The organism is Rhodococcus sp. WAY2, assembly GCF_009859915.1.
GTDB lineage: Bacteria > Actinomycetota > Actinomycetes > Mycobacteriales > Mycobacteriaceae > Rhodococcus_F > Rhodococcus_F oxybenzonivorans.
In genome coordinates this window covers 1,390,451-1,414,370 of sequence record NZ_CP046572.1, presented here as the reverse complement: position 1 = coordinate 1,414,370, position 23,920 = coordinate 1,390,451, and the positions used below count along the sequence as shown (strand labels likewise).

Below are 23,920 nucleotides of genomic sequence, written 5' to 3'. Positions count from 1 at the left end.
GTTCAGACCCGCCAGCGCGACAACCTGCGTTCGATCAACACGAGAATCGCGTTGAGGGACAGCCCGAGAACAGAGATCGCGACGATGCCCGCGTACATGTTGGGGATCTGGAAGTTGAACTGGGAGGCGGTGATCAGATAGCCGAGCCCGGCCTTGGCGCCCACCATTTCAGCGGCGATCAGGACGAGAATGGAGGACGCCGCCGCCATGCGGATACCGGTGAAGATGGTGGGAACAGCGGCGGGCAGCACCACCTTCTGGAACAGGCGCACCGACGACAATCCCAGCGACGAAGCCGATTTGATCAACAGCGGATCGACGGTACGCACACCGGAAATCGTGTTGAGGAGAATGGGGAACGTGCACGCGTAGATCACCAGCGCGATCTTCGACTCCTCACCGATGCCGAGGATCAGGATGAAGACGGGTAGCAGGGCCAGCGCGGCCGTGTTACGGAAGAGCTCGAGAATGGGGTTCAGGAAGTCCGACACCGGGCGGTACCAGGCGATCGCGATACCCAGTGGGATCGCGATCGCGACTGCCACGAAGAAGCCGATCAGGGCCCGCGAAAGACTCGCCGACACGTGCTGCCCCAGTTCACCGCTGGCGGCCAGGTCGAGAAAGGCTTCGACCACCGTACTGAACGGTGGCAGAAACACCTCGTCCACCAATCCGATTCGGGGCGCGAACTCCCACAGCGAGAGAAACGCGACGATCGCGATCGAAGGCTTGAGGATTCGCCAGGCGACGGGTCCCACGACCGCGCCGGCGCGCTTCGCGGCGCCTGGTGTCGCCGGCCCGACCTCCGGTGCGGGTGACGTTGCCGGGGTCTGCAGTGGATCGGCGACGACAGGCGCCTCGTCGAGGTCTGTCGGTGTGGCAAGTGCGCTAGACATGAGCCTCCTCCTTCTCGATTACCTGTGCTCGCTCCACTTCACCGTGCAACAACGTCCAGATCTTGTGCCGGTACTGCCGGAACTGCTCGTTGGATCGGACGTCCTCACCGCTGCGGTCGATGTCGATGTCGACGAACGTCTTCACCCGCCCGGGTCGCGAGGTCAGCACCGCAACCCGCTGCCCGAGATAGATGGCCTCGTCGATGCCGTGGGTGATGAACAGGATGGTTTTTCCCGTTGCCTTCCAGATGCGCAGCAGTTCGTCCTGGAGTGATTCGCGGGTCTGCGCGTCGAGCGCGGCGAACGGCTCGTCCATCAGCAGCACTTCGGGATCGAAGGCCAGGCTGCGGGCAATTGCGACACGCTGCTTCATCCCACCGGACAGTTCGTGCGGATACCGGTCACCGAAGCCGTGCAAGCCCACCAACTCGAGGTAGTGCTCGGCGAGGCTTCGGCGCTCCTTCTTGGGCAGCCCCTTGGCTTCCAACCCGAACTCGATGTTGTGCCGCGCAGTGCGCCATGGGAGAAGCGCGTACTGCTGGAAAACGATGCCTCGGTCGAGTCCCGGCCCCGTCACCGGCTTTCCGTCGAGGAGAATGCGGCCCGAGGTCGGTGTGCTCAAACCTCCGAGAAGGTCCAGCAGCGTCGACTTTCCGCAACCGCTGGGTCCGACGAGGACGAGGAACTCACCGGCGGCGAGATCGATGTCGATGTCTTCGATCGCGGTGAACTTGTCCTTCGTCCCGCGCACGTCGAATTGTTTGGTGACGTGCTCGAGGCGGAGTTTGGGGGGTGTGACCTGACCTCGGTCCGAAGCGGTCGTGCTCATGTCTGTCCTTCCGATACTTCTCCGTCAGTTCTGCTCGGTACTGTCATTTCGTGGCCAGGGCCTGCCCGTCCGGACCGCTGTCCGCCGGATACGTGCCGTTGGCGTAGGGGTTGTACTCGTTCGTGTACACATCGGCCGGCGTGAGCTTGCCGTCCTCGAGTTCTCCATTGCGCACGAGCCAGTCGATCCAGGTCTGGATTTCCTTGTCGGTGATCACTCCACCGGGACCGGCGACACCGGGCGACCTCCAGTAGTCGACGAGGTCGGTGTTCTCGTTGCGTCCACGCTCGGTGATGATCTCCTTGTACTTCGCGATCACCTGATCGCGGGGCGTGGTCTGTGTCCAGCGGATCGCCCGGGCCGTGCCCTGCACGAAGTCGGCCACTGCCTCCTGGTTCTTTGCGATGAAGTCGTTGCGGAACAGCAGCGAGCCGTACGTGAACGAACCGAAGATGGACTCGTCGGTGAACAGCGCGCGGATGCCGCCCTTCTCCACGGCCTTGTCGCGGAACACGCTCCCGAGTGTGCCGACATCGATCTGTCCCTGTCGCAGTGCCTGTTCGGTGTTCACCGGAGGTACGACGGTGAGCTCCACCTGCTTGATCTCGTCCGGAGTGAGCCCTTCTCGCGCCAGCCATTCACGGACCAGGAACTCGTGGTGCGCGCCGAGGGTATTCATCCCGACTTTCTTGCCGATGAGATCTCGGGCGGTGCGAATCGGGCTGTCCTCGAGCACGTAGTACCCGTTGAACGTTTCCTTGTCGGAGCCGTAGTAGCCGATGACCGAGGTGACGGGTGAATCCGCGGCGGCCAGCTTCAGTACCGCCCCGTTGAACGCCCCACCGAAATCGGTCTGTCCCGTTGCGGCGTTCTGGATGCTCTGGGGCCCACTGGTGGTGTCGCCGATCCAGTTCAGCTCGACCTTCTGGTAGTAGCCCAGGTCGGCCGCCAATTCCGAGAAGGAGACCTGGCCGGTGGTTCCCTCGTAGCGCAGGACGGTCTTACCGTCGGCGGTCGTGACGGTCTTGTCGCTCGAGCAGGCGACGGTGAGGCCGGCGAAGGTGAGCAGGGCGGCCGCGGCGGCCAGAGTCCGCGCCAGACGTGGACGAATCATCGGGATCTTCCTCAGGGTGATGCCCGCACACGGAAAGGGTGGCGGGTCGGGTGATGCGCACCGTTCGACCGGAGACCGGGACGGTCCCGCGGGATCGAGCAGTGCCTGCGAAGAGAAGGGGTGCAGAAAAGCCAGGTCAGCTGCGACAGCTACAACACTGGAACATGGCAGAACTCCCTGACGTCGTGTGGTTGTCCCACAGTACGTCCGGTGCCCCCACCAGGGTCAACGGTTACGCGCACCACGGATTTTATGTCTGGATCGGACGTACGATGTCGGCATGCCGTCAGCGACGCTGGTAGACGAATTCGAGGGCCACCGGCGGCATCTGTTGTCGGTGGCCTATCGGCTGACCGGCAGTGTCAGCGACGCCGAGGATGCCGTGCAGGAGTCGTGGCTGCGACTCGACGAAGAGAATGCCACCGGCATACGGGACCTCCGGAGCTGGCTGACCACCGTGGTCGGCAGAATCTGCCTCGATCGGCTGCGATCGGCCGCAGTGCGGCGGGAACAGTATGTCGGGCAGTGGCTTCCGGAACCCATCGTCACCGGGCTGGGACCGTCTGCGGAGCCGGATCCGCTCGAAGCGGTCGTACAGGAGGAAGACAACCGGCTGGCGGCGTTGATCGTGCTCGACACGCTCACTCCGCAGCAACGCGTCGCCTTCGTGCTCCACGACGGGTTCGGGGTGCCATTCGACGAGGTGGCAGACCTGTTGGGGATCGCGGTTCCGGCGGCGCGGCAGCTCGCGTCCCGCGCCCGTAAGGCCGCGGCGGCAACCACTCCCGCGGTCCCGGACGAGGAGCATTCCCGCGCCGTGCAGCGACTTCTCGGAGCCCTCGCCTCCGGCGACATCGATGCGGTGGTGTCGGCACTGCACCCCGACGCCCTCGTCATCGGCGACGCCAACGGCACGACCAGTACCGCCGTCAACGTCATCCGGGGAGCGGACAAGTTCGCTCGCTTCTATCTCGGCCTCATCCGAAAGTACGGCGCCGCCGCCTTCACCACCATGCAGCCGGTCCTGGTCAACGGTCAGCTCGGCTTCTTCAGCGCCGGGATCGCCGGCGGCGAGACCCACCGCAGCTCGCCTCCGCGAGTGGGTGGGTTCACCGTCCGGAACGGACTCGTCTACGCCGCCTACGACATCGCGAATCCAGAGAAGCTCGTCGGGATCAGACTCCCGGACCACCCTTCGTGACCTGGCCGTCGTTCGAGGCCCACGGCACCCGACACGAATCGGTGCTGAAACCCTGTTCGGTGATGCCCAGTGCCGAATACATCCGAGCCCGCATGTTTTCGATCCCGATCTGATACGACAGTTCGACGACACCGTCCCTGCCGAAACGGCGTTCGAGGTCGGCCACCTGTTCGTCCGTGACCGTCGTGGGCGTCGCAGTCATCGCGTCGGCATAGGCGATGGCCGCACGTTCGTCCTCGCTGTACGCCGGGGAGTCGGCGTAGTTGCCGATGTCTTCGAGCCTCGCCGTGTCCAGCCCGTCCAGGCGTTGCAGCATCGTCCCGAAGTCCACGCACCATGAGCAGCCGATCGTCCAGGCGACGCGGTACACCGCCAGCTCCCGGACACTGGCCGGAAGAACTGTCGACGCCTTCTGCACTGCCATCTCGTGGCGGGCCGAGGCGACGAACAGTTTGCGGTGGTGGGCGAGCACGGCGAACGGCTCCGGGACCTCGTCGAACTTGCGGGCAGCGAATTTGTACGCAACCTTGACCAGCGGGCTCGCGTCCGCCGGGGCCACTGCGGGAATGCGGGGCATTGTGTCCTCCATCGTCACCGGGCGCCCTTCGCGCGCCGTCTACAGAGAAGACGAGACAGCCCCGCAGAACGTGACACGGCCGTGTGCGAGGTTCTGTGGCACACCGACTACGCTGCAGTAATGCCCGAAACGCCGCGCAATCGCCTGTCGGCTACGCCGCGTAATCGAACCGTCTCGCGCCTGCAGCCGTTCGCGTCGACCATCTTCGCCGAGATGACCGCACTCGCGGTGGAACACGACGCCATCAACCTCGGTCAGGGTTTCCCCGACACTGATGGGCCGTCGTCGATGCTCGACACCGCGCGAGCGGCCATCGCCGACGGCCTCAACCAGTACCCGCCCGGGCCCGGAATGCCCGTGTTGCGGCGTGCGGTGGCCGCCGACCGGCTGGCTCGCTACGGCCTCGACCACGACCCGGACTCCGAGGTGCTGATCACCGTTGGCGCCACGGAGGCGATCAGCGCGGCAATTCTCGGTCTCGTGGAGCCCGGCGAGGAGGTGGTGTTGATCGAGCCGTACTACGACTCCTATGCGGCCTCCGTCGCGCTGGCGGGCGCGGTGCGCCGCACCGTGCCCCTCGTTCCCGCGGGCGAAAGCTTCGCCGTCGACCTCGACGGACTCCGGGATGCAGTCACGAGTAAGACCCGGATGCTGGTGCTCAACACACCGCACAATCCCACCGGCACGGTGTTCACCCGCGAAGAACTCGAGGCCATCGCTCGCCTGGCCTGCGAGCACGACCTGCTGGTCCTCAGTGACGAGGTCTACGAACACCTGGTCTTCGACGGCCGGACCCATACCGCCGTCGCCACCCTCCCCGGGATGTACGAACGCACGGTCAGCGTGTCGAGTGCCGCCAAGACGTTCAACGTCACCGGTTGGAAGATCGGCTGGGCATGCGGACCCGCCGAACTGATCGACGCCGTGCGCACCGCGAAGCAGTACATGTCGTTCGTGGGCGGCGGCCCGTTCCAGCCGGCGGTGGCTCACGCGCTGACGCACGAACAGCAGTGGGTGACACAACTACGCGACAGCTTGCAAACGAAGAGGGACGTTCTTTACGACGCTCTCGTGGCGGCCGGCCTCGAAGTCCGTTCCGGCGGGGGCACGTACTACCTCTGCGCCGACATCACGGGGATCGGCGAGCACGACGGTATCGAGTTCTGTCGCGATCTTCCGGCGCGGATCGGTGTCGCCGGTGTGCCGGTCAGCGTGTTCACCGACCACCCCGAGCAGTGGAAGCCCTTGGTTCGCTTCGCCTTCTGCAAACAGGACCACGTGCTCGCCGAGGCCGCACGGCGATTGCGGACTCTCGGAAAGCCTGGCTCGTGACTGCTCGCACCATCCCCGCCGACTTCGTCCGGCGATCACTGGAACTGTCGGCTCGCAGCGGCGTCGACCTCTCCCCCGCTTTATCCGTCGCAGGGATCACCGCGGCATCGCTGCAGGATCCATTGGCCAGGCTCACACCGACCCAGGTCACCGCGTTCACGCAAGCGGTCTGGCAGATCACGGGCGACGAACTGTTCGGTCTCGGACCGGCTCCGGTGCCGCGCGGCACCTTTCGGCTGGTGTGTCTGGCGTTGATCCACACCGCCGACCTCTCTGCCGCGCTCGAGCGGATGGCAGACATTCTCCGGGCGTTGCCCTCACTTCCCGCTCTCCACATCGTCCCCGGCAACCACGGCGGAACGCGCATGACGCTCGATATCCGTCCCGGCGCGAAGGTCCAGTCGGCCGAGGATGCACAGTTGTCTCTCGAGGCGGCGCGCGTCACCACCGACTTCCTCCTCATTCTCCTGCACCGGTTCGCAGCGTGGTTGGTGGGTAAGCGCGTCCGGTTGCTCGCCGTCGACATGCCGTACCCCGCACCGCTTCCACGCCTCGCCGAAAACTACGACCACATCTTCGGTGTCCCTGTCACGTTCGACTGCGCAATTCCCGCAATCGAATTCGACAATGCAGTGCTGCGGCTGCCGATCATCCAGACCGAGGACACGCTCGAGGAGTACCTCCGCGAATCGCCGACGTTGCTGATGTCCGAGCGCGACTACGACAGCACGGCGTCATCCCAGGTGCGGCGGGTGCTGGAATTGGGCATGAAGGGCCGCACGTCCACCGCCGAGGAAATCGCGGAGATGCTGTCGATCAGCGTGCCCCACCTACGGCGCCTACTCCGGCAGGACGGCACCTCGCTCAATCAGCTCCGCGAGGAGGTTCTGCGCGACGCCGCAGTCGCGGGTCTGCGACGCGGTGAGACGGTCGACGATCTGTCCGCACGCCTGGGATTCTCCGAGCCCAGCGCATTCCGGCGCGCCTTCAAGCGGTGGACCGGCACCACTCCCAGCGCGTACCGCTGACCTCGGCTACTGCGTTTTCTGCCCACTGCGTTTTCGGCTTGCTCGGTCAGGCGAGGCAGAACTCGTTGCCCTCCGGATCGGCCATGGTGATCCACTCGTTCGGACCCTGCCGTCCCCGGTGGAGCACCTTCGCGCCGGATTCCTCCAGTTTCCTGGCGAGGTCTTCTCGCCCGTCGCCCACCCGCAGGTCGAGATGCAGGCGGTTCTTCACCGTCTTCGACTCGGGAACGAGTTGGAACAGCACCCGTGGCCGCTCCGAATGCGCCGGATCCCGAATGGCGGCACCCTCCCGCCAGACGAGAACACCTTCAAAGATCATGGTGTCGGACTCTTTCGCGTGACCGGCCTGCACCAGTCCGCGGATGAATTCCTCGTTGCTCGGCTCCACCTCCCAACCGAGCGTCTGCGCCCACCACTTCGCGAGGCTGTGCGGGTTTTCCGAATCGACGGTGACCTGAAATTCGTATCCCATGTTCCGACGGTATAGCGAGGTACCGACAGGTTGAAGCGAGTACGACGCCGCGGGAGTTGTACGACGGACGTCAGACCACCGTGGGGCGACCCCGATCGAACGCAAGATGTACCGCGAGCCCGCCCAGCACACTGCCCATCGTCAGTTTCTGAGCGCGGATCCACCGTGGCCGTCCCTGCAGGAAGCCGGCGACAGACGCTGCAAGGCAGACGATTGCGGCATTGACGACCACCGCGACGACAATCTGGACACTTCCCAGCAGCAGACTTTGCGACCACACCGGTCCGGAGTCGGAGTCGACGAACTGCGGAATCAACGCCAGGTACATCACCGCGATCTTGGGATTGAGCAAGTTCGTGGTGAGTCCCATCGTGAACAGGCTGGCCGGCGAATCGCGCGGCAGTGTCTGCCTCGGGGCGAACGGTGTACCCGAGCCCGGCCGGAGCGCCTGCCACGCCAGCCAGCCGAGGTAACATGCACCTGCCAGTTTCACTGCCGTGTATGCCTGCGGAACCGCAGAGAATACCGCCGAAATCCCCAGCGTCGTCGCTGCCAGATACACCAGAAATCCGATCGCGACTCCGCCCAGCGATATCAAACCTGCTCCTCGGCCCTGAGTGATGCTGCGCGAGACCAGGTACAGCATGTTGGGTCCCGGCGTCAGTACCAATCCGAGCGCGATCGCCGCCACCCCGAGTATTGCCGTCGAATCGATCATGGTCGTGACGATCCCACCAGCGCCCCTCGCCGTCACGGTCCAGTCCGGCCTCGGTGGACCGGTGCCGCGCTCTTTTTAGACAGACGCACCCCTTCTTCGCAGCCGCACTCCTTTTAGGGCCCGAAAAGTAGTGCAGCTACAGAAATCGGGTGCGTCTGCGCGGTCATCACTACGCCCGAAAATAATGGGAACATACGTTCGAACCTCGAGGTAGTATGACTGCATGACCCCCGCGGACGCGCGGTACGCGCTCCAAGCTTCGCTGTTCGACGACGCGTCGGGCGGTGTCGAACTGGGCGAACTCGGATCGACGGTCACTCGCCGGACCCTCACTGCCGGCGCCTGGGTCGACGTGCGCCCCGGCTGGATGACGGGCTCCGACGAGCTGTTCACCGAGCTCGTCGACACCGTTCCGTGGCGGGCAGAGCGCAGGCAGATGTACGACCGCGTGGTCGACGTTCCGCGCCTCGTCCGCTTCTACGGGGAGAACGAACCGCTTCCCGATCCACTCCTGGTCGCGGCGCGCGAGGCGTTGTGCACGCATTACCTGCCTGAACTGGGAGAAAAGTTCGTGACCTCGGGTCTCTGCTTCTACAGGGGTGGCTCCGACAGCGTGGCCTGGCACGGCGACGACACCGGCCGTAGCCGCACCGAGGACACGTTGGTGGCCATCCTCTCCCTCGGCACCGCGCGACCGTTGTTGCTGCGGCCGCGCGGTGGAGGGCAGTCGATCCGGTACTCGCTCGGGCACGGCGACCTACTGGTGATGGGTGGATCCTGCCAACGCACCTGGGAGCATTGCGTACCGAAGAGCAGCCGCCCGGTGGGTCCACGCATCAGCGTCCAGTTCCGCATGCGAGGAGTCCGATGATTGCTCACCCCCGCCGGGCCGCGACCGCCTGCGCCAACCGGTCGAGCTGCGCGGCGGTGGTGTCCCAGTCGATGCAGGCGTCGGTGATGGACTGCCCGTAGGTGAGGTCCTCGGCGCGGCCCAGGGTGAGGTCCTGACGGCCGGCCTCGATGAAGCTCTCGATCATGACGCCGACGACGCCGCGTTCGCCCGCCTCGAGCCGCGCGGCGATGTCGCCGACCACCTCCACCTGCTTCTCGTGATTCTTGCTGCTGTTGCCGTGGCTCGCATCGATCACGACCCGCTCGGACAGTCCCGACTTCCGCAGCCGGGCGAGTGTGTCGGACACCGTCTCCGAGTCATAGTTGGGTCCGTCGGTTCCGCCACGCAAGATCACATGGCAGTCGGGGTTGCCCATCGTTCGGATCAGAGCGGCCTGACCGTCCAGATCCGTGCCGGGGAACACATGACTCGCCGCCGCGGCCCTTGTCCCGTCGACCGCCACCTGCACGTCACCCTCCGTGGAGTTCTTGATACCTACCGGCATCGACAGCGCGCTGCAGAGCTGTCGATGCACCTGGCTGGCGGCGGTGCGCGCACCGATTGCGCCGTAGGTGACCAGGTCGGCAATGTACTGGGGCATGATCGGGTCGAGGAATTCGCATCCGACGGGAAGCCCGAGCGAGGACACGTCGAGCAGCAGTTTCCGCCCCATCCGCAGACCGGTGTCGATGTCGAAGGTGCCGTCCAGATGCGGGTCGTTGAGCAGGCCCTTCCATCCCAGGGTCGTGCGCGGCTTCTCGAAGTAGACACGCATGACGATGTGCAGATCGTCCCGCAGTTCCTCCGCCTTCGCGGCGAGTCGGCGGGCGTAGTCCATTGCAGCCGCCGGATCGTGCACCGAGCACGGGCCGACCACGACGAGTAGGCGGTCGTCGTCGCCGTTCAGCACGTTCACCGTGTCGGCGCGGCCGCTACGCACAGTCGCAGCCGCGACATCGTCGGGCGCGAATTCACGGCGCACGACAGAGGGGGCCACCAGGGGGCTGATGCTCACTGTGCGCTGGTCGTCGAGGCGATCAGCATGGGACGCGGTGTCGAGAGTGACAGTCATGGGGTGGGGTTCCTGTTCTCAGGCCGACCCTCGAAGACTGTGAAGAATCCCGCGAGCCGGTCTGTAATCCGGCTCTGGGGTGGAAGTGATCAGCGCGTGGTTACGCCGACCGACCCACCCGGGGCCGGCCTGCTAAACCAGAAATACACGCGCTGCATGGCGCCCACAGTAGCGGCCGCCCCCGATCGGCGCCACACCCACCCCTAAGGGCCTCCGGCCTCGTGCGTCTTTCTGGTTGCCGGAACGACCAGAAAGGCGCACGGGGGCCGGAGGCCCGTTGCTTATATCGTGAGTCTGTGTTCATAATATGAGTGACCTTGTGACTGTAGTCACTATCCGCCTCCTCGTTAGGACGCGTCAATGTCAGACCTCGCAATCCTGATCAACACTGCGATCGCCGTGTCGGCCGTGGTGCTGATGATCGTGCGTTTCAAGTTCAACCCGGTGGTGTCGCTGGTCGTGGGATCCGCCTATCTCGGCCTTACTTCCGGGCTCGGAACGGTAAAGACGGTGGAGACGATCGCCACCGGTTTCGGCGACATCATGGCCGAAGTGGGGTTGCTTATCTCCTTCGGCGTCCTGATGGGCGCCATGCTGCGGGAAATGGGTGCGATCCAACGTCTGGTGGGGACGCTGCTGCGGGTCTTCGGTCCCAAGCGGATGCCCTACGCGCTGTCGCTGACCATCGCGACTCTGCTGCAGTCCATCTTTCTCGACGTCCTGCTGGTCATCTCCGCACCGCTCGCACGTAACCTCGCCCCGAAGATCGGCCGGATGGGCACCGCGCGGATGGCCACTGCGCTGGCGATCGGGCTCGAGTGCGGGATCGTGTTCATGGTCCCGGGTGTGGGCGCGCTGGCGCTCGCCGGACTTCTCGGTGTGCCGCTCGGCAAGATGCTGATCTTCGGGTTGATCCTGGTGATCCCGACGGTGGCGATCTCGGTGGCGATCATGTCGTTCCTGTTCACCCACGGTTGGTGGAACCCGGAGAAGGACGAGGAGCACTTCCATCAGACGGTGGTGGACGACGAGGAAGAGGACGCGACTCCCGATGGCGGCGTGGGTGCCTCGAGCCCGCGGCCCGTGCCCGGTCGCAGCGTCGCCCAGGCCGAGCGGACCAGCACCAGCCTGCGCCCGACCACGGACAAAGATGTCGTGACCCGGCACGAGGGCCGGCTCATCGTCCTGCTCGCTCCGCTGCTCGTGTCACTTCTACTCATCGCGACCGGCGCCATTCTGGATATCGCCGAAGTCAGCAATCCGGTTATCGACTTCGTGTCCGAACCGCTCATCGCTTTGTTGATCGGTCTGATCGGCACCAGTTTCATCGGACGGCTCACCATCGGCCAGCATCGCGTGCAGAAGGCAATCGCCAGTGGCTTCAGCGAAAGCGGCCAGATCCTAATTCTCACCGGAGTCGGTGGCTCGCTCGCCGCCACTATCGCGGCCGTCGGACTCGGGGACATTCTCGGTCAGTACTTCGCCGCCAACCACGCCGCCCCGCTGCTCATGGTGTGGGTGATGGCCGCTGCCCTGCACATCGCGGTCGGCTCGGTGACGATCTCCGCGATTACCGCCGCCGGCGTCCTCGCCCCCGTCGCACCGATCATCGGCCTCGATCCCGTCCTGATCGCGCTGGCGGCCGGTGCCGGTTCACTGTTCGCCGTGCACGTCACAAGCAACACCTTCTGGCTTCTGCAATCCCTCATGGGGCAGACCACACGTGGCACTCTGAAGACGTGCTCCGTAGGAGTATCGGTGGCGTCGGTGGTCGCCATCCTGCTCATCCTTCCGATGAGCCTGTTCTTCTGACCGCCCCTCGCACCCCTGAAGGAACATCATGTCTGAAAACACGATCCGCCCCCTCGACGGCGTACGAGTACTCGAGCTGGGTAACTACATCGCCGCCCCGACCGCGGGACGCATGCTCGCCGACTTCGGGGCCGAGGTCATCAAAGTGGAGCGTCCGAAAACCGGTGACGAACTGCGCAACTGGCGCCTCTACTCCGGTGACACCTCGATGCTGTACCGCACGATCAACCGCAACAAGAAGTCGATCGTGCTGGACCTGCGGACCGAGGAAGGCAGGCAGCTCGTCCTCGACCTCGCCGCCAAGTGCGACATCCTGCTGGAGAACTTCCGGCCCGGCACCCTCGAGAAGTGGGGCATCGGACCGGAGGCGTTGAACGCGGCCAACCCGGACCTGGTGATCACCCGCATCTCGGCGTTCGGGCAGACCGGGCCGATGTCGCAGCGGCCGGGGTTCGCCGCGGTCGCGGAGGCCGCGGGCGGATTCCGCGAACTCGTCGGCGACCCGGACCGGCCACCGGTGCGGGTAGGGGTGTCGATCGGCGACTCGATCGCCGGCCTCTACGCGGCGTTCGGGGCGGTGATGGCCCTGTTCCAGCGGGAGGCTGCGAAAGTCGCCGGAACGCCGGGCCCGTCCCTGCCGCATCGGATCATCGACGTCGCGCTCAACGAGTCGATCCTGTCGATGATGGAGTCGCTGATCCCCGACTACCTCGCGTACGGCGTCAAACGCGAGCGTGTCGGTGGACGGATGGAAGGCATCGCCCCGTCGAACGCGTACCTCTGCAACGACGGCAACAGCATCATCATCGCGGGCAATGGTGACGCCATCTTCCAGCGCTACATGGACACGATCGGCCGCCCCGACCTCGGCGCCGACCCGGGTCTGCAGACCAACGCGGGCCGCTGGGAGCGACGCGACGAACTCGACGCAGCGATCGGCGAATGGACCGCGCAGTATTCCCGCGACGAGGCGCTGAAGATCCTCGACACCGCCGGGGTGCCGTCGGGTCCGATCAACACCGCCGCCGATATCTGCAGCGACGAGCAGTACGCCGCCCGCAACATGATTCAGCAATTCACTGTCGACACCGGTGAGGCCGAGCCGAAGCAGGTCGGTTTCCCCGGCATCGTCCCGGTGATCGGCGGCACGTCGCTGCCCATCCGCAACGTCGGACCGGACCTCGGCGAGCACACCCGGGAGGTCCTGGAAACATTGCTCGGCAAGACCCCGGAACAGATCGACTCCCTCGTCAACGACACAGTAGGTGGCCTCTCATGACGCAGTCCTTCGAATCACGCACCCTGCTCCGCGACGTCACCCTGCGCGACGGGTTGCAGTTGACGGGAAAGATGCTGCCCACCGCCCGGAAGCTCGAGATCGCCCGCCGGCTCCTCGAGCTCGGCGTGCCCGCGCTCGAGATCGGGTCGATGGCCCGTCCCGACCTCGTCCCGCCGATGGCGAATACCGTCGAGGTGATCTCCGAACTGACCCCGGAGGAACTGGACCACTGCTGGGTGTGGGTGGCGACGCCCCGGCACGTGGAGAAGGCCGCCGCGGCCGGTGCACGCCATTTCCAGTACTGCTTCTCCGCCTCCGATTCCCACAACCAGGCGAACATCGGACGTTCGACCGAGGACAGCCTCGCCGCGATGCCGGCGGCGATCGAACTCGCCCAGCAGGTCGGCGGCAGCATCCAACTGTGCATTGCGACGTCGTTCACCTGCCCGTTCGAGGGCCGGGTGCCCGAGCAGCGGGTGATCGACATCGCCAATGACCCGCGCGCCCATGGCGCCGTCGACGTCGTCGTCTGCGACACCCTCGGCCAGGCCGTCCCCGCCGAGGTGTACTCGCTCGTCTCCCGGGTCCGGCTGGACACCCCGCAGCGTGGCATCGTCTTCCACGGCCACGACACCTGGGGTCTGGGGGTCGCGAACAGCCTCGCCGCGGTCGCGGCCGGCGCGATGACCGTCGACGGCGCCCTCGGCGGACTCGGTGGCTGCCCCTTCGCGCCCGGGGCCAGCGGCAACACCGCCAGCGAGGACCTGCTGTTCGCCACCCACCCGGACTGGCTGAACCCCAGCGTTTTCGGGTCGCTGGTGGAACTGTCCGAGAAGACGCTCGCGGAACTCGGTGAGGCCAATCGGTCCAAGGCCGCTCAGGGCGCACGCTCCAACGCCAACGCGTTCGAGTGGGTCATCGGCGGCGGCCGATGAGCGGCGCCCGGTTCTATGTCACCACCCCGATTCCCGAACCCGGTCTCACGCTGCTGCGCGCCGCGGGCAGCGTCCACGTCCCCGACGCGTTGCCCGACGCCGCGCAACTACGGGACGCGTGCGTGTCGGGGGACTACGACGTGGTGGTGTCCCAGCTGCGCGACTCCTTCGACGCCGACCTCCTGGCCGCCGCGAAGATTCGCGGGATCTCCAACTACGCGGTCGGGTTCAACAACGTCGACATCGGGGCGGCCACCGCGAACTCGATCCTCGTCGGCAACACACCGGGGGTGCTCACCGACGCCACCGCCGACGTCGCGATGCTGCTGATCATGGCCACCGCCCGCCGTGCCGTGGAGGCCGACACGTTCGTCCGCGCCGGAAAGTTCACCGGATGGGAGCCGAACCTACTGCTCGGCCAGGACGTTTCGGGGCGCACGCTTGGTCTCGCCGGGTTCGGGCGGATCGCGCGGGCGACCGCGAAACGGGCACTGGCCTTCGGGATGCAGGTGCAGTTCTGCCCCCGGCCTCCCGGCGACCGGCCGGTGACGGACGACGAACTTGGGGAGTTCGCCGGACTCGTCACCCACACCGACTGGGACACCCTCGTCGCCACCAGCGACTACCTGTCGCTGCACGTGCCCCTCAACGCGCAGACCCGCCACCTGGTCGATGCGGGCGTGCTGACGGCGATGAAACCCTCCGCGATCCTGATCAACACGGCCCGCGGTCCCGTCGTCGACGAAGCCGCCCTCGTCGCCGCCCTGAAATCCGGGGAGATCGCCGGCGCCGGGCTGGACGTCTACGAGGACGAACCCGCGCTCGCCCCGGGACTCGCGGAACAGTCGAACACGGTGCTGCTCCCCCACCTCGGCAGTGCCACGGTGTCGGTGCGCGCCGAGATGGCGAGGCTGTGCGCGGAGAACGCTGTGGCCATGGCGCAGAACCGAATCCCCCCACATCCGGTCAACCCGGAAGCGTGGAACCCATGACGGTTCTGATCGCCCCCGACAGTTTCAAGGGCACCTACACCGCAGGCGAGGTCGCCGACGCCGTCGCAGGCGGGGTCGAGTCGTCCGGAAGTACCGCGATCCGGCTGCCGGTCGCCGACGGCGGCGAAGGCACCCTCGACGTCCTCGCGGTCCCCCTCGGACTGCACCCGGTCGTCGCCCGCGCCCGCAACCCCTGGGGCAGTCCGTGCCGGCCGACGTACGGACTGTCCGAAAACGGGACGGCGGTCATCGAGATCGCCGCAGCCTCCGGGATCACCACGCCGCACGACGGTCCCCGCGACCCGATCACCGCCACCACCTACGGCACCGGGATGCTCGTCGCCGACGCAGCCCGGCGCGGTGCCCGGCACATCGTCGTCGCGGCCGGTGGTTCCGCCACGACGGACGGGGGCACCGGCGCCATCGCCGCCATCGAGGCAGGCGGCGGGCTCCGGGGCGCTTCCGTCACCGTGCTGACCGACGTCACCACCCGGTACGTCGACGCCGCCAGGGTGTTCGGACCGCAGAAGGGTGCCGACGCGGAAGCTGTGCAACTGCTCACGCGGCGACTCGAGGCGAAGGCTCGGGCTCTGCCCCGCGACCCGTCCGAAGTCGACGGCACCGGCGCGGCAGGCGGGTTCTCCGGCGGCATGTGGGCACGGTACGACGCCGAACTCCGCTCCGGCGCCGAGTACATCCTCGATGTGACCGGCTTCGACGCCCTCGCCGCGGACGCGTCGGCGATCGTCGTCGGTGAGGGCCGGCTCGACGGACAGACGAAAGCGGGCAAGATCATCTCCGCGATCCTCGCCCGCGCGCGCACCACCCCGGTGTACGCCGTCGTCGGCTCCGTGGGCGACGATCTCGCCGATTACCGGTCCCGGTTCGCTGGCGTTTTCGTCGCCACGGACACCGTGGCCATGCACGAAGCCGGCCGCGCGATTGCGGCCCAGCTCAGGACGGGTAGCGGCCGCCCAGCGTCCGGGTGACCTTCTCGGCGCTGCCGACGAGCAGATCCACCCACTTCTCGCACTGTTCGCGCGGCATCCGGAGGGTCGGCCCGCTGATCGCGAGGGCACCGATCACGTCGGCGGACGAATCGAATACGGGCGCAGCCAATCCGGATGCGCTGTCTTCCCGCTCACCGGCGGTGATGGCGTACCCGTCGGCCCGGGCCTGGTGAATCAGTTCACGCAGCACCGCGGTGTCGGTGACGGTGCCCTCGGTCATCGGCTCGATGGGGCCGGCGAGGACATGTTCGGTGAGTTCCGGGTTCCAGGCGAGCAACACCCGGCCCGCCGATCCCGCGGGCAAGGGGACGATCTTTCCGACGTACATGTTCCGGCGCAGCGCGTGCTCGGTCTCCGCGATGGCCACGCACACGCGGTAGCCCTGCTCGACCCGGAAGAAGCTGGCGGTCTCGCCGGTGGCGTCGCGGATCTCCTTCAGCACCGGCGTGACGACAGCAAGCACGTCGAGTCCCTTGGTGGCCGTCGCAGCCCAGAACGCCATCTTCACGCCGATCCGGATCTGGTCGCCGGACCGGTCGAGGAATTCCTGCGCCACCAGGTTGCTGACGAGCCGCTGGACTGTCGAGGTCGGCAGACCCGTCGCCTGCTGGATCTCGCCCAGCGTCATCGACGGACGCGACAGGCTGAACGCATCGAGGATCTCCGTGATCTTGCTCAAGACCAGCAACGGTTGGTGCTTGGAGGTCAATTCGCCGTCTTCCGCTCGCATGCCTCAACGATAGTCGCCATCGCCCACCGAGGACATTGATGCTCGCGCCGAGCGCAGAGATGTGGTGGTTGTTGAGAATGCTGAATCGCGACTCGACGAAAGGCGCATGAGCGCCCACCGAGATCCGCTCCCCACGCTTCGATCGGCGCCCCTCCGATGTCGTGACCCCTCCACCCTGCGTGTCCGTCGACGCTCGAAATCGTTGGCGCACACTCGCGCAGACGAGGGGAACATTCAATCGAACAGGGTGGGGAGGTAGAGATGAAACTAGCAGCGGCACTGGCGGAACGCGGCGATCTGACTCGTCGGGTGGAGCACCTGAAATCGCGCATCCTCACGAATGCGCGACACCAAGAGGGCGAGTCGCCCGCGGAGGACGCCGCGGCGCTACTCGACGAACTCGAGGAGGTCCTGGACCGCCTGGAGATCCTCGTCCGAAGAATCAATCGAACCAATACGTCTGCGCCCCTTGGCGATGAGAGCATCACGGACGCCCTGGCCCGCCGGGACATGCTGCGCATCCGGCACCGGGTGGTGTCCGCCGCCGCGGATGCCGCCTCCGGTCGTGAGCAGGACCCGGTACGGCCGACAATTACGCTCGGAGCTCGTCTTCGTCGCGGCGTTGCCGGTCCGGGATCTGCGGCGTACTGCCGACGATTTGGCGCGGCAGATCCGAGAAGTCGATCTTCGAGTGCAGCAAGCGAACTGGGAGGTCGACCTGCTCGACTGAATATTTCTGGGCAGTAGGTAACCGTTTCGGAGGCGGGCACACACCGCGGTCGGCGGCAATCCGGCCACTTCTCCTGCGTGGTAGGCAGCGCACCCCGGGCATACACCCGGATCACAATGCAGCCCAGCACATCGCACAGGTGACTGCGCACGACGCACAGCTCATCACCAGGTGCCGATCCAAGACGGCGAGGGCGGGTAAGGGGCTCCCAGCACACACGTGAGTGGCACAGTACGCCGAAGCATACTGTGCCACTCACACGGGCTCAGCCGACGACCAGATCCAGCTCGTCGTCGTTGACACCGACCGTCACACTGCCACCCTCGACCAGAATGTCGTCGAGCAGCAGGTCCGCGATCCGGTCGTCGACCGCACGCTGGATCGACCGGCGCAGGGGGCGTGCCCCGAACTCGGGCTGGTGTCCGTGTTCGGCAATCCAGTCCACCGCGGCGTCGCTGAACGAGATCTCGATGCCCTTGGCCTCGAGCCGCTTCCGGCTGTCGTCCAACAGTAGGTCGGTGATCCGGTGCAGCTGTTCGGTGTCCAGCTTGCGGAAGATCACGATCTCGTCGATCCGGTTGAGGAATTCCGGCCGCATCGACTCGCGCAGCCGGCCCATCACCCGGTCTCGCAGCGGCTTCTCCGACGCCTCGGCGTCACCGGTGGTGAAGCCCAGTCCGCCCGACTTGCTGGAGATGATGTCGGACCCAAGGTTGCTGGTCATGATCAGAACGGTGTTCTTGAAATCCACCGTCCGGCCCTGACCGTCGGTCAACCGCCCGTCGTCGAGCACCTGCAGCAGCGTGTTGAACACGTCGGGGTGCGCCTTCTCGATCTCGTCGAGGAGGATCACCGAGTACGGGTTGCGCCGAACCTGCTCGGTGAGCTGTCCTGCCTCCCCGTAGCCGACGTAGCCGGGAGGGGCACCCACCAGGCGACTGACTGTGTGCCGTTCACCGAACTCGCTCATGTCGAGTCGCAGCATCTTGTTCTCGTCACCGAACAGGGTGGCCGCTAATGCTTTCGCCAGTTCGGTCTTGCCGACACCGGTCGGGCCGAGGAACAGGAAGCTGCCGACGGGGCGGTCGGGATCGTTCATACCGGTCCGGCTCCGACGCACCGCCCGGGCGATGGCCCGCACGGCATCGTCTTGCCCGATGACCCGCCGGTGCAGTTCGTCTTCGAGCCGGCGGAGGCGTTCCTTCTCCTCCTGGGTCATCTGGCTCGCGGGAATACCCGTCGACCGCGACACGACCTCGGCGATCTGCTCGGCGGTCACGTCCGGTGTGATGTCCGACGCGTCGGCCTTGCCACCGATGCGGGCCTGCAGCTTCGTGATCTGGTCACGCAGTCCCGACGCCTTCTCGTACTGCTCGTCGGCGACGGCCTGATTCTTGGCCTGTTCCAACTCCTCCACCTGCTTCCGCAGAGCCTCCACGTCGACGCTCGGCATGCGCAGCCGCAACCGGGCCCCGGCCTGGTCGATCAGGTCGATCGCCTTGTCGGGCAGGAAGCGGTCACCGATATACCGGGCAGAGAGCTCGACGGCGGCGGTGATGGCGTCGTCGGTGTAGCGCACGCCGTGGTGCTCTTCGTATCGGTCGCGGAGACCCGACAGAATGGCCACTGCGTCCTCGATGCTCGGCTCCGCCACCGTGACCGGCTGGAATCGGCGTTCGAGCGCCGGATCCTTCTCGATGTGCTTGCGGTACTCGTCGAGGGTGGTGGCACCGACGATGTGCAGTTCACCACGGGCGAGCTTCGGCTTGAGGATGTTTCCGGCATCCATCGCACCCTCGGCTCCGCCACCGGCGCCGGCAATGGTGTGAACCTCGTCGATGAAGACGATCAACTCGTCCTTGTGGGCGACGATCTCGTCGATCACCTTGGTGAGGCGTTCCTCGAAGTCGCCGCGGTATCGGGTTCCCGACACCATGCTCGACAGGTCGAGTTGCACGATGCGCTTACCGGTCAGACGGTCGGGTACGTCGCCGTCGACGATCCGCTGAGCCAGGCCCTCGACGATCGCCGTCTTGCCGACGCCGGCCTCACCGACGAGGACGGGGTTGTTCTTGGTCCGCCGCGACAGGATCTCGATGGTCTGTTCGATCTCGTCGGCCCGGCCGATCACCGGGTCGACGCCGCCGCTGCGGGCACGTTCGGTGAGATCGAAACCGTACTTGTCGAGGGTGGGAGTGTCGGAGTCCGGCGCCTGCTCGGCCGACCCGCCTTGGATGGCGGTCTGTAGACGTTCCGGGGTGACACCCTCCGAGGCGAGCAGGCGGCCTGCGGCATGGTCCTGATCTGCGGCGAGCGCGAGGAACAGGTGCTCGGGATCGATGTACGTCGACCCGAGAGCGCGGGCGAGCTGATGCGCCTCGAGCAGCGCGGTCTTGAGCGCACCGCTCAGCGACGGCACGGCGAATCCGGACGAGTTCCGGCCCTGCGGAAGACGCAGTTCCACGGCGTCCGACACGGCTGACACGTCGGCGCCCGCTCGCTGCATCAGCGTCTTGGCCGGATCTTGTTCAGCCATGACGCGCAGAACGTGCAGTGCATCGAGGTCGGAGTCACCGCGACCGGCGGCGAACCGCGCGGCCGCTGCCATGAGTTCCTGGGTGGAGCGGCTCATGAGACGGCTGATGTCGATGCGACCAGGGCCCTCCGGCCCGAAGAATGCTGGCATTCCGAAGCCTCCTAAGAAGTTGAGCGTTACTCACTCAACTAACGTGCCAGTGCTCCGATCAATTCCCGCAGCGGGGGGCGTTTCATTGTGATGGCCGTCATATGCAGGGACGGCTGCCCGGCGCGCGGAACTTCCTACAACACCGGACAGCGACCCGCTCTTCCCGGCGGTGTCAGCGGAAAGTCGACTTCAGGTGTTCGGCGAGACCCTCGATCGAGACGGGCGCCATCCGGAAGCCCAGATAGCCGTCCGGACGGACGACGTACGCCGCGCAACCCTCGGCGCCATAGGCCGCGGCGAATTCGCCGGCCTCGTCCCGCACGAGCGGAAGAATCGTTTCACCGACCTCGGCACCCGGAGTCGCGATCAGATAGGTGTCGAGCAGGCCGTGGGCCGCGGTTCCGGCCGACGCCGCAGCAGCCTCCAGCACGGCCAGACCCCGCGCGTCGACCGAGTCGTCGGCGTACAGCAGCAATGTGTGCCGGTCGCGTCCCAGTAACCTGAACAGCCGGATCGGGAACGCGACGGCGGCGCGGGTCAACCCACGCGCGTCGGGCGCTCGCTCACCGGGCCGCAGCGTGGTCGCGCCCTCGGTCCGGGACACGATAGGGCTGTCGGAGTAGTCGATGAGCAGCTGCGCTTCGCGGCGCATGACCAGTTCGGGGTCCGAAGCACCCGCGCCGATCCCTTCCCGCGCGCTGCGGATGGTGCGACCCACGACCTCCTCGCCGACCGGCCGCCGCTCGAGGTCGTAGCTGTCCATCAAGTCGGGTGCCGCGACTCCGGACACGGCGAGCGCAAGCTTCCATGCCAGGTTGTGGGCGTCCTGGATCCCGGTGTTCATGCCCTGCGCCCCGGTGGGCGGGTGGATATGGGCGGCGTCGCCGGCAACGAACACGCGTCCACGTCCGTAGGAGTCGACGATGCGGTGGCTGATGCGGAAGACGGAGGACCACCGAAGGTTCGATGCCCGGGCCGGTTCGGGAGCCAGCCTGTCGAGTACGGCCTGAATGTGCCCGAGTTGCGGCGTGGGGCCCGACTCGAATCCGTGCCGGATGTTGTCGCCGGCCGACGTGCCGGTGTTCGACAGTTCCGCGGGCACCAGCATCGACATCCGGTACCGACGACGACCGGGCAAGGGAATGCACACGAGGACATCGTCGGGTCCGTCCTCCGTGCGACGGACCGAACGAATGTTGTAGCCACGCGGCAACGACCAGTCCACTTCGACGTCACCGAGCATGTACTGCTCGGCGAAGGCGCCGCCCTCGAACGTGAGACCGAGACCCTTGCGCACCACACTGTGCGCGCCGTCGCATCCGGCGAGGTACTGCGACCGGATGGTCCCGCCGCCGTCCCCGCTCACCGTGGCGACCACTCCGCCCTCGTCCTGTTCGAACGAGACCAGGCCGATTCCGCGCTCGACCCTGGTGCCCAGGGAAGCCAGGTGTTCGGTGAGTACGCGTTCGGTCTCGTACTGGGGCAGTCCGATGAACCCGAACGGCACATCCGCGGGCAAGGCCAATTCCATTCGCCCGACCTCGACTCCGTCGACGTAGAGGATCTGCCCACGGAATGGAACCCCCGCGTCGAGTACTCGCCCGAGCACGCCCATACCTTCGAACACTTCGAGGGTCCGGGGTTGGATCCCCACCGCCTTGGCATACTGCGGCGGCTCGTGGAGCGGATCGATGATGCGGCAGGAGATGCCGCGCCTGCGCAGTTCGATCGCCGCAGTCAGTCCTACCGGACCCGCTCCGACCACCAATACCTCGGGATCCACCACGAAGACACCGCCTCACCAGGAGGGATCGAGTTTCGATCAGTATGCCTGGCCGCCGAGGAAATTGGAGGCAGACGAGCTCCCGATTTTTGAACGTGCAGCCGTGTGGGTAACCGTCGGACATGACGCACAAGGACACCGAGCAGCACGAGAACACACCCGGCCCGGCGACGACGAGTACGGAGAGTGGCAAATCGGGTGCCCACAAAGACGTGATGTCCGATCCCGCGGAGGACGACAAGGGTTCGGGTGCGGACTGGAGCGGCGAAGGTGGCGCGACCCCAGAGGGGCCCGCCACCGACACGGACGACTGACGCCGCGAGGACTACATCGGGATCTGACCGGCGAGAACACCGACCACCAGCATGGTCAGCGACACCAGCGCGGCCCGCCACAGCACCTTCTTGTGGTGGTCGGCCAGGGACACACCTGCCAGGGTGACGAGCAGCAGGATGGCCGGGACCAACGGGCTCTGCATGTGGAAGGTCTGTCCGGTGATCGAAGCGCGGGCCATCTCGACGGGCTCGATGCCGTAGGTGGACGCGGTTTCGGCGAGCACCGGCATCACACCGAAGTAGAAGGCGTCGTTGCTCATGAAGAACGTGAAGGGCAGGCTCAGGACACCCGTGATGACGGCGAGGTGCGGTCCGAGCGATGCCGGGATGATCTCGAGCAACCACTGCGCCATTGCCTCGACCATGCCCGTGCCCTGGAAGACTCCCGTGAGCACGGCTGCGGCGAACACCATCGCCACCACCGAGACGATGCTCGACGAGTGCCGGGTGATGGCTTCCTGCTGCTCCTTGACGCGCGGGAAGTTCGCCATCAAGGCGATCGATGCCGCCACCATGAAGAGCACCGGGATGGGCAGGACGTCCATCACGAGCACGGCCAGCAGACCCACGCTCAGAGCAGCGTTGAACCACAACAGCTTCGGTCGCAGCGTCGGCCGCTCGGGGTCCAGTCCGTCGACGAAGCCGTCGAGCCCGTCGTCCGACCCGGAATCTCCGGAACCGCCGGTTGCGTTGCCGCTGCCACCGTCTGCGCCGCCGGAACCAAGCCGAGTCCGACCGGATCCCGCGCCGACGAGTAGACGCTCGGATGTGAGAACCAGGGTGCCGATGCGTCGCCGTTCGGAGTAGCCGAGCTGCACGGCGAAGAGCAGCACGATGACCAGTCCGGCGACGAGCGAAGGAATCATCGGCACGAAGACGTCGGACGGGGAGATCCCGAGGGCCGCAGCAGCTCGGACGGTCGGCCCACCCCACGGGATGATGTTCATCGCACCGTTCGAAAGCCCGGCGACGACGGTGAGGACGACGGGGCTCACCTTCAATTTCAGGTAGAGCGGGAGCAGTGCCGAGGTGACGATGATGAAGGTCGTCGACCCGTCACCGTCCAGCGACACCACCATGGCCAGGACTGCCGTGCCGACGACGAGCCGCATGGGATCGTTGCGGACGAGCTTGAGAATCACCTTCACGAGTGGGTCGAAGAGCCCGACGTCGATCATGATCCCGAAGAAGATGATCGCGAAGAACAGCAGTGCCGCAGTGGGCGCCAGCGCTTTGATCCCGTCGGTGATCATGTCGCCGATACCCAGACCGGCCCCGGCCGCGATACCGAATGCGACCGGGACGGCAATCAGCCCGACCACTGGGGTGGCCCGTTTGGACATGATCAAGAACATGAACACGGCCACCATCAGAAAGCCGAGTGCTACCAGCATTGCCACTCCTCGTCCGCACCTGAAAAGTCGCACTGTGATCGCGACAACAGCAAGTGTTGATCGAGCGGGCGCTCACAGTCACTGTTACGGACGTAGAGAAGGT

21 protein-coding genes and 1 pseudogene are annotated in these 23,920 nt (G+C 66.1%); 11 read left to right on the top strand and 11 right to left on the bottom strand.

Going from position 1 to position 23,920, the window contains the following annotated elements:
• Window positions 1-2: 2 nt before the first annotated feature.
• From GFS60_RS06650 to GFS60_RS06640, 3 genes are read right to left on the bottom strand one after another with little or no spacing between them, the layout of a single operon-like run.
• Window positions 3-896: an ABC transporter permease gene (locus tag GFS60_RS06650; RefSeq protein ID WP_159919827.1), complete on the bottom strand. Its 894-nt coding sequence runs from the start codon at window positions 894-896 to the stop codon at window positions 3-5.
• Complete coding sequence (locus GFS60_RS06645; RefSeq protein ID WP_159919825.1) at window positions 889-1,725, bottom strand: ABC transporter ATP-binding protein; 837 nt, start codon at window positions 1,723-1,725, stop codon at window positions 889-891. The genes GFS60_RS06650 and GFS60_RS06645 overlap by 8 nt, the downstream gene beginning before the upstream one ends.
• A gap of 43 nt (window positions 1,726-1,768) precedes the next feature.
• Entirely contained in the window at window positions 1,769-2,839 is a 1,071-nt protein-coding gene (locus GFS60_RS06640; protein WP_159919823.1) for an ABC transporter substrate-binding protein, read from the bottom strand.
• Between the two features lie 280 nt (window positions 2,840-3,119).
• On the opposite strand from GFS60_RS06640, the gene GFS60_RS06635 reads away from it, so the two are divergent.
• The gene (locus GFS60_RS06635) at window positions 3,120-4,040 is read left to right on the top strand and encodes a sigma-70 family RNA polymerase sigma factor (protein ID WP_159919821.1); all 921 of its coding nucleotides are present in this window, start codon (window positions 3,120-3,122) and stop codon (window positions 4,038-4,040) included.
• On the opposite strand, the gene GFS60_RS06630 is transcribed toward GFS60_RS06635, so the two are convergent.
• The gene (locus GFS60_RS06630; RefSeq protein ID WP_159919819.1) at window positions 4,015-4,617 is read right to left on the bottom strand and encodes a carboxymuconolactone decarboxylase family protein; all 603 of its coding nucleotides are present in this window, start codon (window positions 4,615-4,617) and stop codon (window positions 4,015-4,017) included. The two genes, GFS60_RS06635 and GFS60_RS06630, sit on opposite strands and share 26 nt — an antisense overlap.
• Window positions 4,618-4,761: 144 nt before the next feature.
• Here GFS60_RS06630 and GFS60_RS06625 point away from each other — a divergent pair, with 144 nt between their 5' ends.
• Both GFS60_RS06625 and GFS60_RS06620 read left to right on the top strand, forming a co-directional pair.
• A complete protein-coding gene (locus GFS60_RS06625) occupies window positions 4,762-5,949 on the top strand; it encodes a pyridoxal phosphate-dependent aminotransferase (protein ID WP_159926927.1) in 1,188 nt (395 codons plus the stop codon).
• The gene (locus GFS60_RS06620) at window positions 5,946-6,977 is read left to right on the top strand and encodes an AraC family transcriptional regulator (protein WP_159919817.1); all 1,032 of its coding nucleotides are present in this window, start codon (window positions 5,946-5,948) and stop codon (window positions 6,975-6,977) included. Before GFS60_RS06625 ends, GFS60_RS06620 begins: the two co-directional genes overlap by 4 nt.
• A gap of 46 nt (window positions 6,978-7,023) precedes the next feature.
• Here the strand turns inward: GFS60_RS06620 and GFS60_RS06615 are convergent, their stop codons facing one another.
• Entirely contained in the window at window positions 7,024-7,449 is a 426-nt protein-coding gene (locus GFS60_RS06615) for a VOC family protein (protein ID WP_159919815.1), read from the bottom strand.
• Window positions 7,450-7,519: 70 nt separating this feature from the next.
• Window positions 7,520-8,167, bottom strand: coding sequence for a LysE family translocator (locus GFS60_RS06610; protein WP_159919813.1), 648 nt, complete (start codon window positions 8,165-8,167; stop codon window positions 7,520-7,522).
• Window positions 8,168-8,390: 223 nt separating this feature from the next.
• Here GFS60_RS06610 and GFS60_RS06605 point away from each other — a divergent pair, with 223 nt between their 5' ends.
• The gene (locus GFS60_RS06605) at window positions 8,391-9,038 is read left to right on the top strand and encodes an alpha-ketoglutarate-dependent dioxygenase AlkB (protein WP_159919811.1); all 648 of its coding nucleotides are present in this window, start codon (window positions 8,391-8,393) and stop codon (window positions 9,036-9,038) included.
• A 4-nt stretch (window positions 9,039-9,042) separates the two neighbouring features.
• Here GFS60_RS06605 and GFS60_RS06600 read toward each other — a convergent pair whose 3' ends face one another.
• On the bottom strand, window positions 9,043-10,131 hold the full coding sequence (locus GFS60_RS06600) for a 3-deoxy-7-phosphoheptulonate synthase (RefSeq protein WP_159919809.1): 1,089 nt from the start codon (window positions 10,129-10,131) through the stop codon (window positions 9,043-9,045).
• 360 nt (window positions 10,132-10,491) lie between these two features.
• On the opposite strand from GFS60_RS06600, the gene GFS60_RS06595 reads away from it, so the two are divergent.
• The 5 genes from GFS60_RS06595 to GFS60_RS06575 are packed head-to-tail and all read left to right on the top strand — an operon-like array spanning window position 10,492 to window position 16,138.
• The gene (locus GFS60_RS06595) at window positions 10,492-11,943 is read left to right on the top strand and encodes a GntP family permease (protein ID WP_159919807.1); all 1,452 of its coding nucleotides are present in this window, start codon (window positions 10,492-10,494) and stop codon (window positions 11,941-11,943) included.
• 25 nt (window positions 11,944-11,968) lie between these two features.
• Window positions 11,969-13,222 (top strand): CaiB/BaiF CoA transferase family protein, encoded by a 1,254-nt coding sequence (locus GFS60_RS06590; RefSeq protein WP_201453594.1) that lies wholly within the window; start codon window positions 11,969-11,971, stop codon window positions 13,220-13,222.
• Window positions 13,219-14,157, top strand: coding sequence for a hydroxymethylglutaryl-CoA lyase (locus GFS60_RS06585; RefSeq protein ID WP_159919803.1), 939 nt, complete (start codon window positions 13,219-13,221; stop codon window positions 14,155-14,157). Before GFS60_RS06590 ends, GFS60_RS06585 begins: the two co-directional genes overlap by 4 nt.
• Window positions 14,154-15,149 (top strand): 2-hydroxyacid dehydrogenase, encoded by a 996-nt coding sequence (locus tag GFS60_RS06580; protein WP_159919801.1) that lies wholly within the window; start codon window positions 14,154-14,156, stop codon window positions 15,147-15,149. The genes GFS60_RS06585 and GFS60_RS06580 overlap by 4 nt, the downstream gene beginning before the upstream one ends.
• Window positions 15,146-16,138, top strand: a complete 993-nt coding sequence (locus GFS60_RS06575; protein WP_159919799.1) for a glycerate kinase — start codon at window positions 15,146-15,148, stop codon at window positions 16,136-16,138. Before GFS60_RS06580 ends, GFS60_RS06575 begins: the two co-directional genes overlap by 4 nt.
• Here the strand turns inward: GFS60_RS06575 and GFS60_RS06570 are convergent.
• On the bottom strand, window positions 16,104-16,889 hold the full coding sequence (locus GFS60_RS06570; RefSeq protein ID WP_159919797.1) for an IclR family transcriptional regulator: 786 nt from the start codon (window positions 16,887-16,889) through the stop codon (window positions 16,104-16,106). The genes GFS60_RS06575 and GFS60_RS06570 overlap by 35 nt on opposite strands.
• A 261-nt stretch (window positions 16,890-17,150) precedes the next feature.
• Between GFS60_RS06570 and GFS60_RS06565 the strand changes: the two are divergent.
• A pseudogene (locus GFS60_RS06565) lies at window positions 17,151-17,619 on the top strand (DIP1984 family protein).
• A 265-nt stretch (window positions 17,620-17,884) separates the two neighbouring features.
• Here GFS60_RS06565 and GFS60_RS06560 read toward each other — a convergent pair.
• Both GFS60_RS06560 and GFS60_RS06555 read right to left on the bottom strand, forming a co-directional pair.
• The gene (locus GFS60_RS06560) at window positions 17,885-20,305 is read right to left on the bottom strand and encodes an ATP-dependent Clp protease ATP-binding subunit (protein ID WP_159919795.1); all 2,421 of its coding nucleotides are present in this window, start codon (window positions 20,303-20,305) and stop codon (window positions 17,885-17,887) included.
• Window positions 20,306-20,477: 172 nt separating this feature from the next.
• A complete protein-coding gene (locus tag GFS60_RS06555; protein ID WP_159919793.1) occupies window positions 20,478-22,091 on the bottom strand; it encodes an FAD-dependent monooxygenase in 1,614 nt (537 codons plus the stop codon).
• A 119-nt stretch (window positions 22,092-22,210) separates the two neighbouring features.
• On the opposite strand from GFS60_RS06555, the gene GFS60_RS06550 reads away from it, so the two are divergent.
• Window positions 22,211-22,402: a hypothetical protein gene (locus GFS60_RS06550; RefSeq protein ID WP_159919791.1), complete on the top strand. Its 192-nt coding sequence runs from the start codon at window positions 22,211-22,213 to the stop codon at window positions 22,400-22,402.
• A gap of 11 nt (window positions 22,403-22,413) precedes the next feature.
• Here the strand turns inward: GFS60_RS06550 and GFS60_RS06545 are convergent, their stop codons facing one another.
• The gene (locus GFS60_RS06545; protein WP_159919789.1) at window positions 22,414-23,817 is read right to left on the bottom strand and encodes a CitMHS family transporter; all 1,404 of its coding nucleotides are present in this window, start codon (window positions 23,815-23,817) and stop codon (window positions 22,414-22,416) included.
• Between the last annotated feature and the right edge of the window lie 103 nt (window positions 23,818-23,920).

Excerpts from the sequence above, each read along its gene's own strand:
- GFS60_RS06560 (WP_159919795.1), bottom strand. The coding sequence starts at position 20,305 with ATGCCAGCATTCTTCGGGCCGGAGGGCCCTGGTCGCATCGACATCAGC.
- GFS60_RS06545 (WP_159919789.1), bottom strand. The coding sequence starts at position 23,817 with ATGCTGGTAGCACTCGGCTTTCTGATGGTGGCCGTGTTCATGTTCTTG.
- GFS60_RS06600 (WP_159919809.1), bottom strand. The coding sequence starts at position 10,131 with ATGACTGTCACTCTCGACACCGCGTCCCATGCTGATCGCCTCGACGAC.
- GFS60_RS06580 (WP_159919801.1), top strand. The coding sequence starts at position 14,154 with ATGAGCGGCGCCCGGTTCTATGTCACCACCCCGATTCCCGAACCCGGT.
- GFS60_RS06550 (WP_159919791.1), top strand. The coding sequence starts at position 22,211 with ATGACGCACAAGGACACCGAGCAGCACGAGAACACACCCGGCCCGGCG.
- GFS60_RS06635 (WP_159919821.1), top strand. The coding sequence starts at position 3,120 with ATGCCGTCAGCGACGCTGGTAGACGAATTCGAGGGCCACCGGCGGCAT.
- GFS60_RS06575 (WP_159919799.1), top strand. The coding sequence starts at position 15,146 with ATGACGGTTCTGATCGCCCCCGACAGTTTCAAGGGCACCTACACCGCA.
- GFS60_RS06610 (WP_159919813.1), bottom strand. The coding sequence starts at position 8,167 with ATGATCGATTCGACGGCAATACTCGGGGTGGCGGCGATCGCGCTCGGA.
- GFS60_RS06615 (WP_159919815.1), bottom strand. The coding sequence starts at position 7,449 with ATGGGATACGAATTTCAGGTCACCGTCGATTCGGAAAACCCGCACAGC.
- GFS60_RS06630 (WP_159919819.1), bottom strand. The coding sequence starts at position 4,617 with ATGCCCCGCATTCCCGCAGTGGCCCCGGCGGACGCGAGCCCGCTGGTC.
- GFS60_RS06650 (WP_159919827.1), bottom strand. The coding sequence starts at position 896 with ATGTCTAGCGCACTTGCCACACCGACAGACCTCGACGAGGCGCCTGTC.
- GFS60_RS06585 (WP_159919803.1), top strand. The coding sequence starts at position 13,219 with ATGACGCAGTCCTTCGAATCACGCACCCTGCTCCGCGACGTCACCCTG.
- GFS60_RS06645 (WP_159919825.1), bottom strand. The coding sequence starts at position 1,725 with ATGAGCACGACCGCTTCGGACCGAGGTCAGGTCACACCCCCCAAACTC.
- GFS60_RS06595 (WP_159919807.1), top strand. The coding sequence starts at position 10,492 with ATGTCAGACCTCGCAATCCTGATCAACACTGCGATCGCCGTGTCGGCC.
- GFS60_RS06640 (WP_159919823.1), bottom strand. The coding sequence starts at position 2,839 with ATGATTCGTCCACGTCTGGCGCGGACTCTGGCCGCCGCGGCCGCCCTG.
- GFS60_RS06570 (WP_159919797.1), bottom strand. The coding sequence starts at position 16,889 with ATGCGAGCGGAAGACGGCGAATTGACCTCCAAGCACCAACCGTTGCTG.
- GFS60_RS06605 (WP_159919811.1), top strand. The coding sequence starts at position 8,391 with ATGACCCCCGCGGACGCGCGGTACGCGCTCCAAGCTTCGCTGTTCGAC.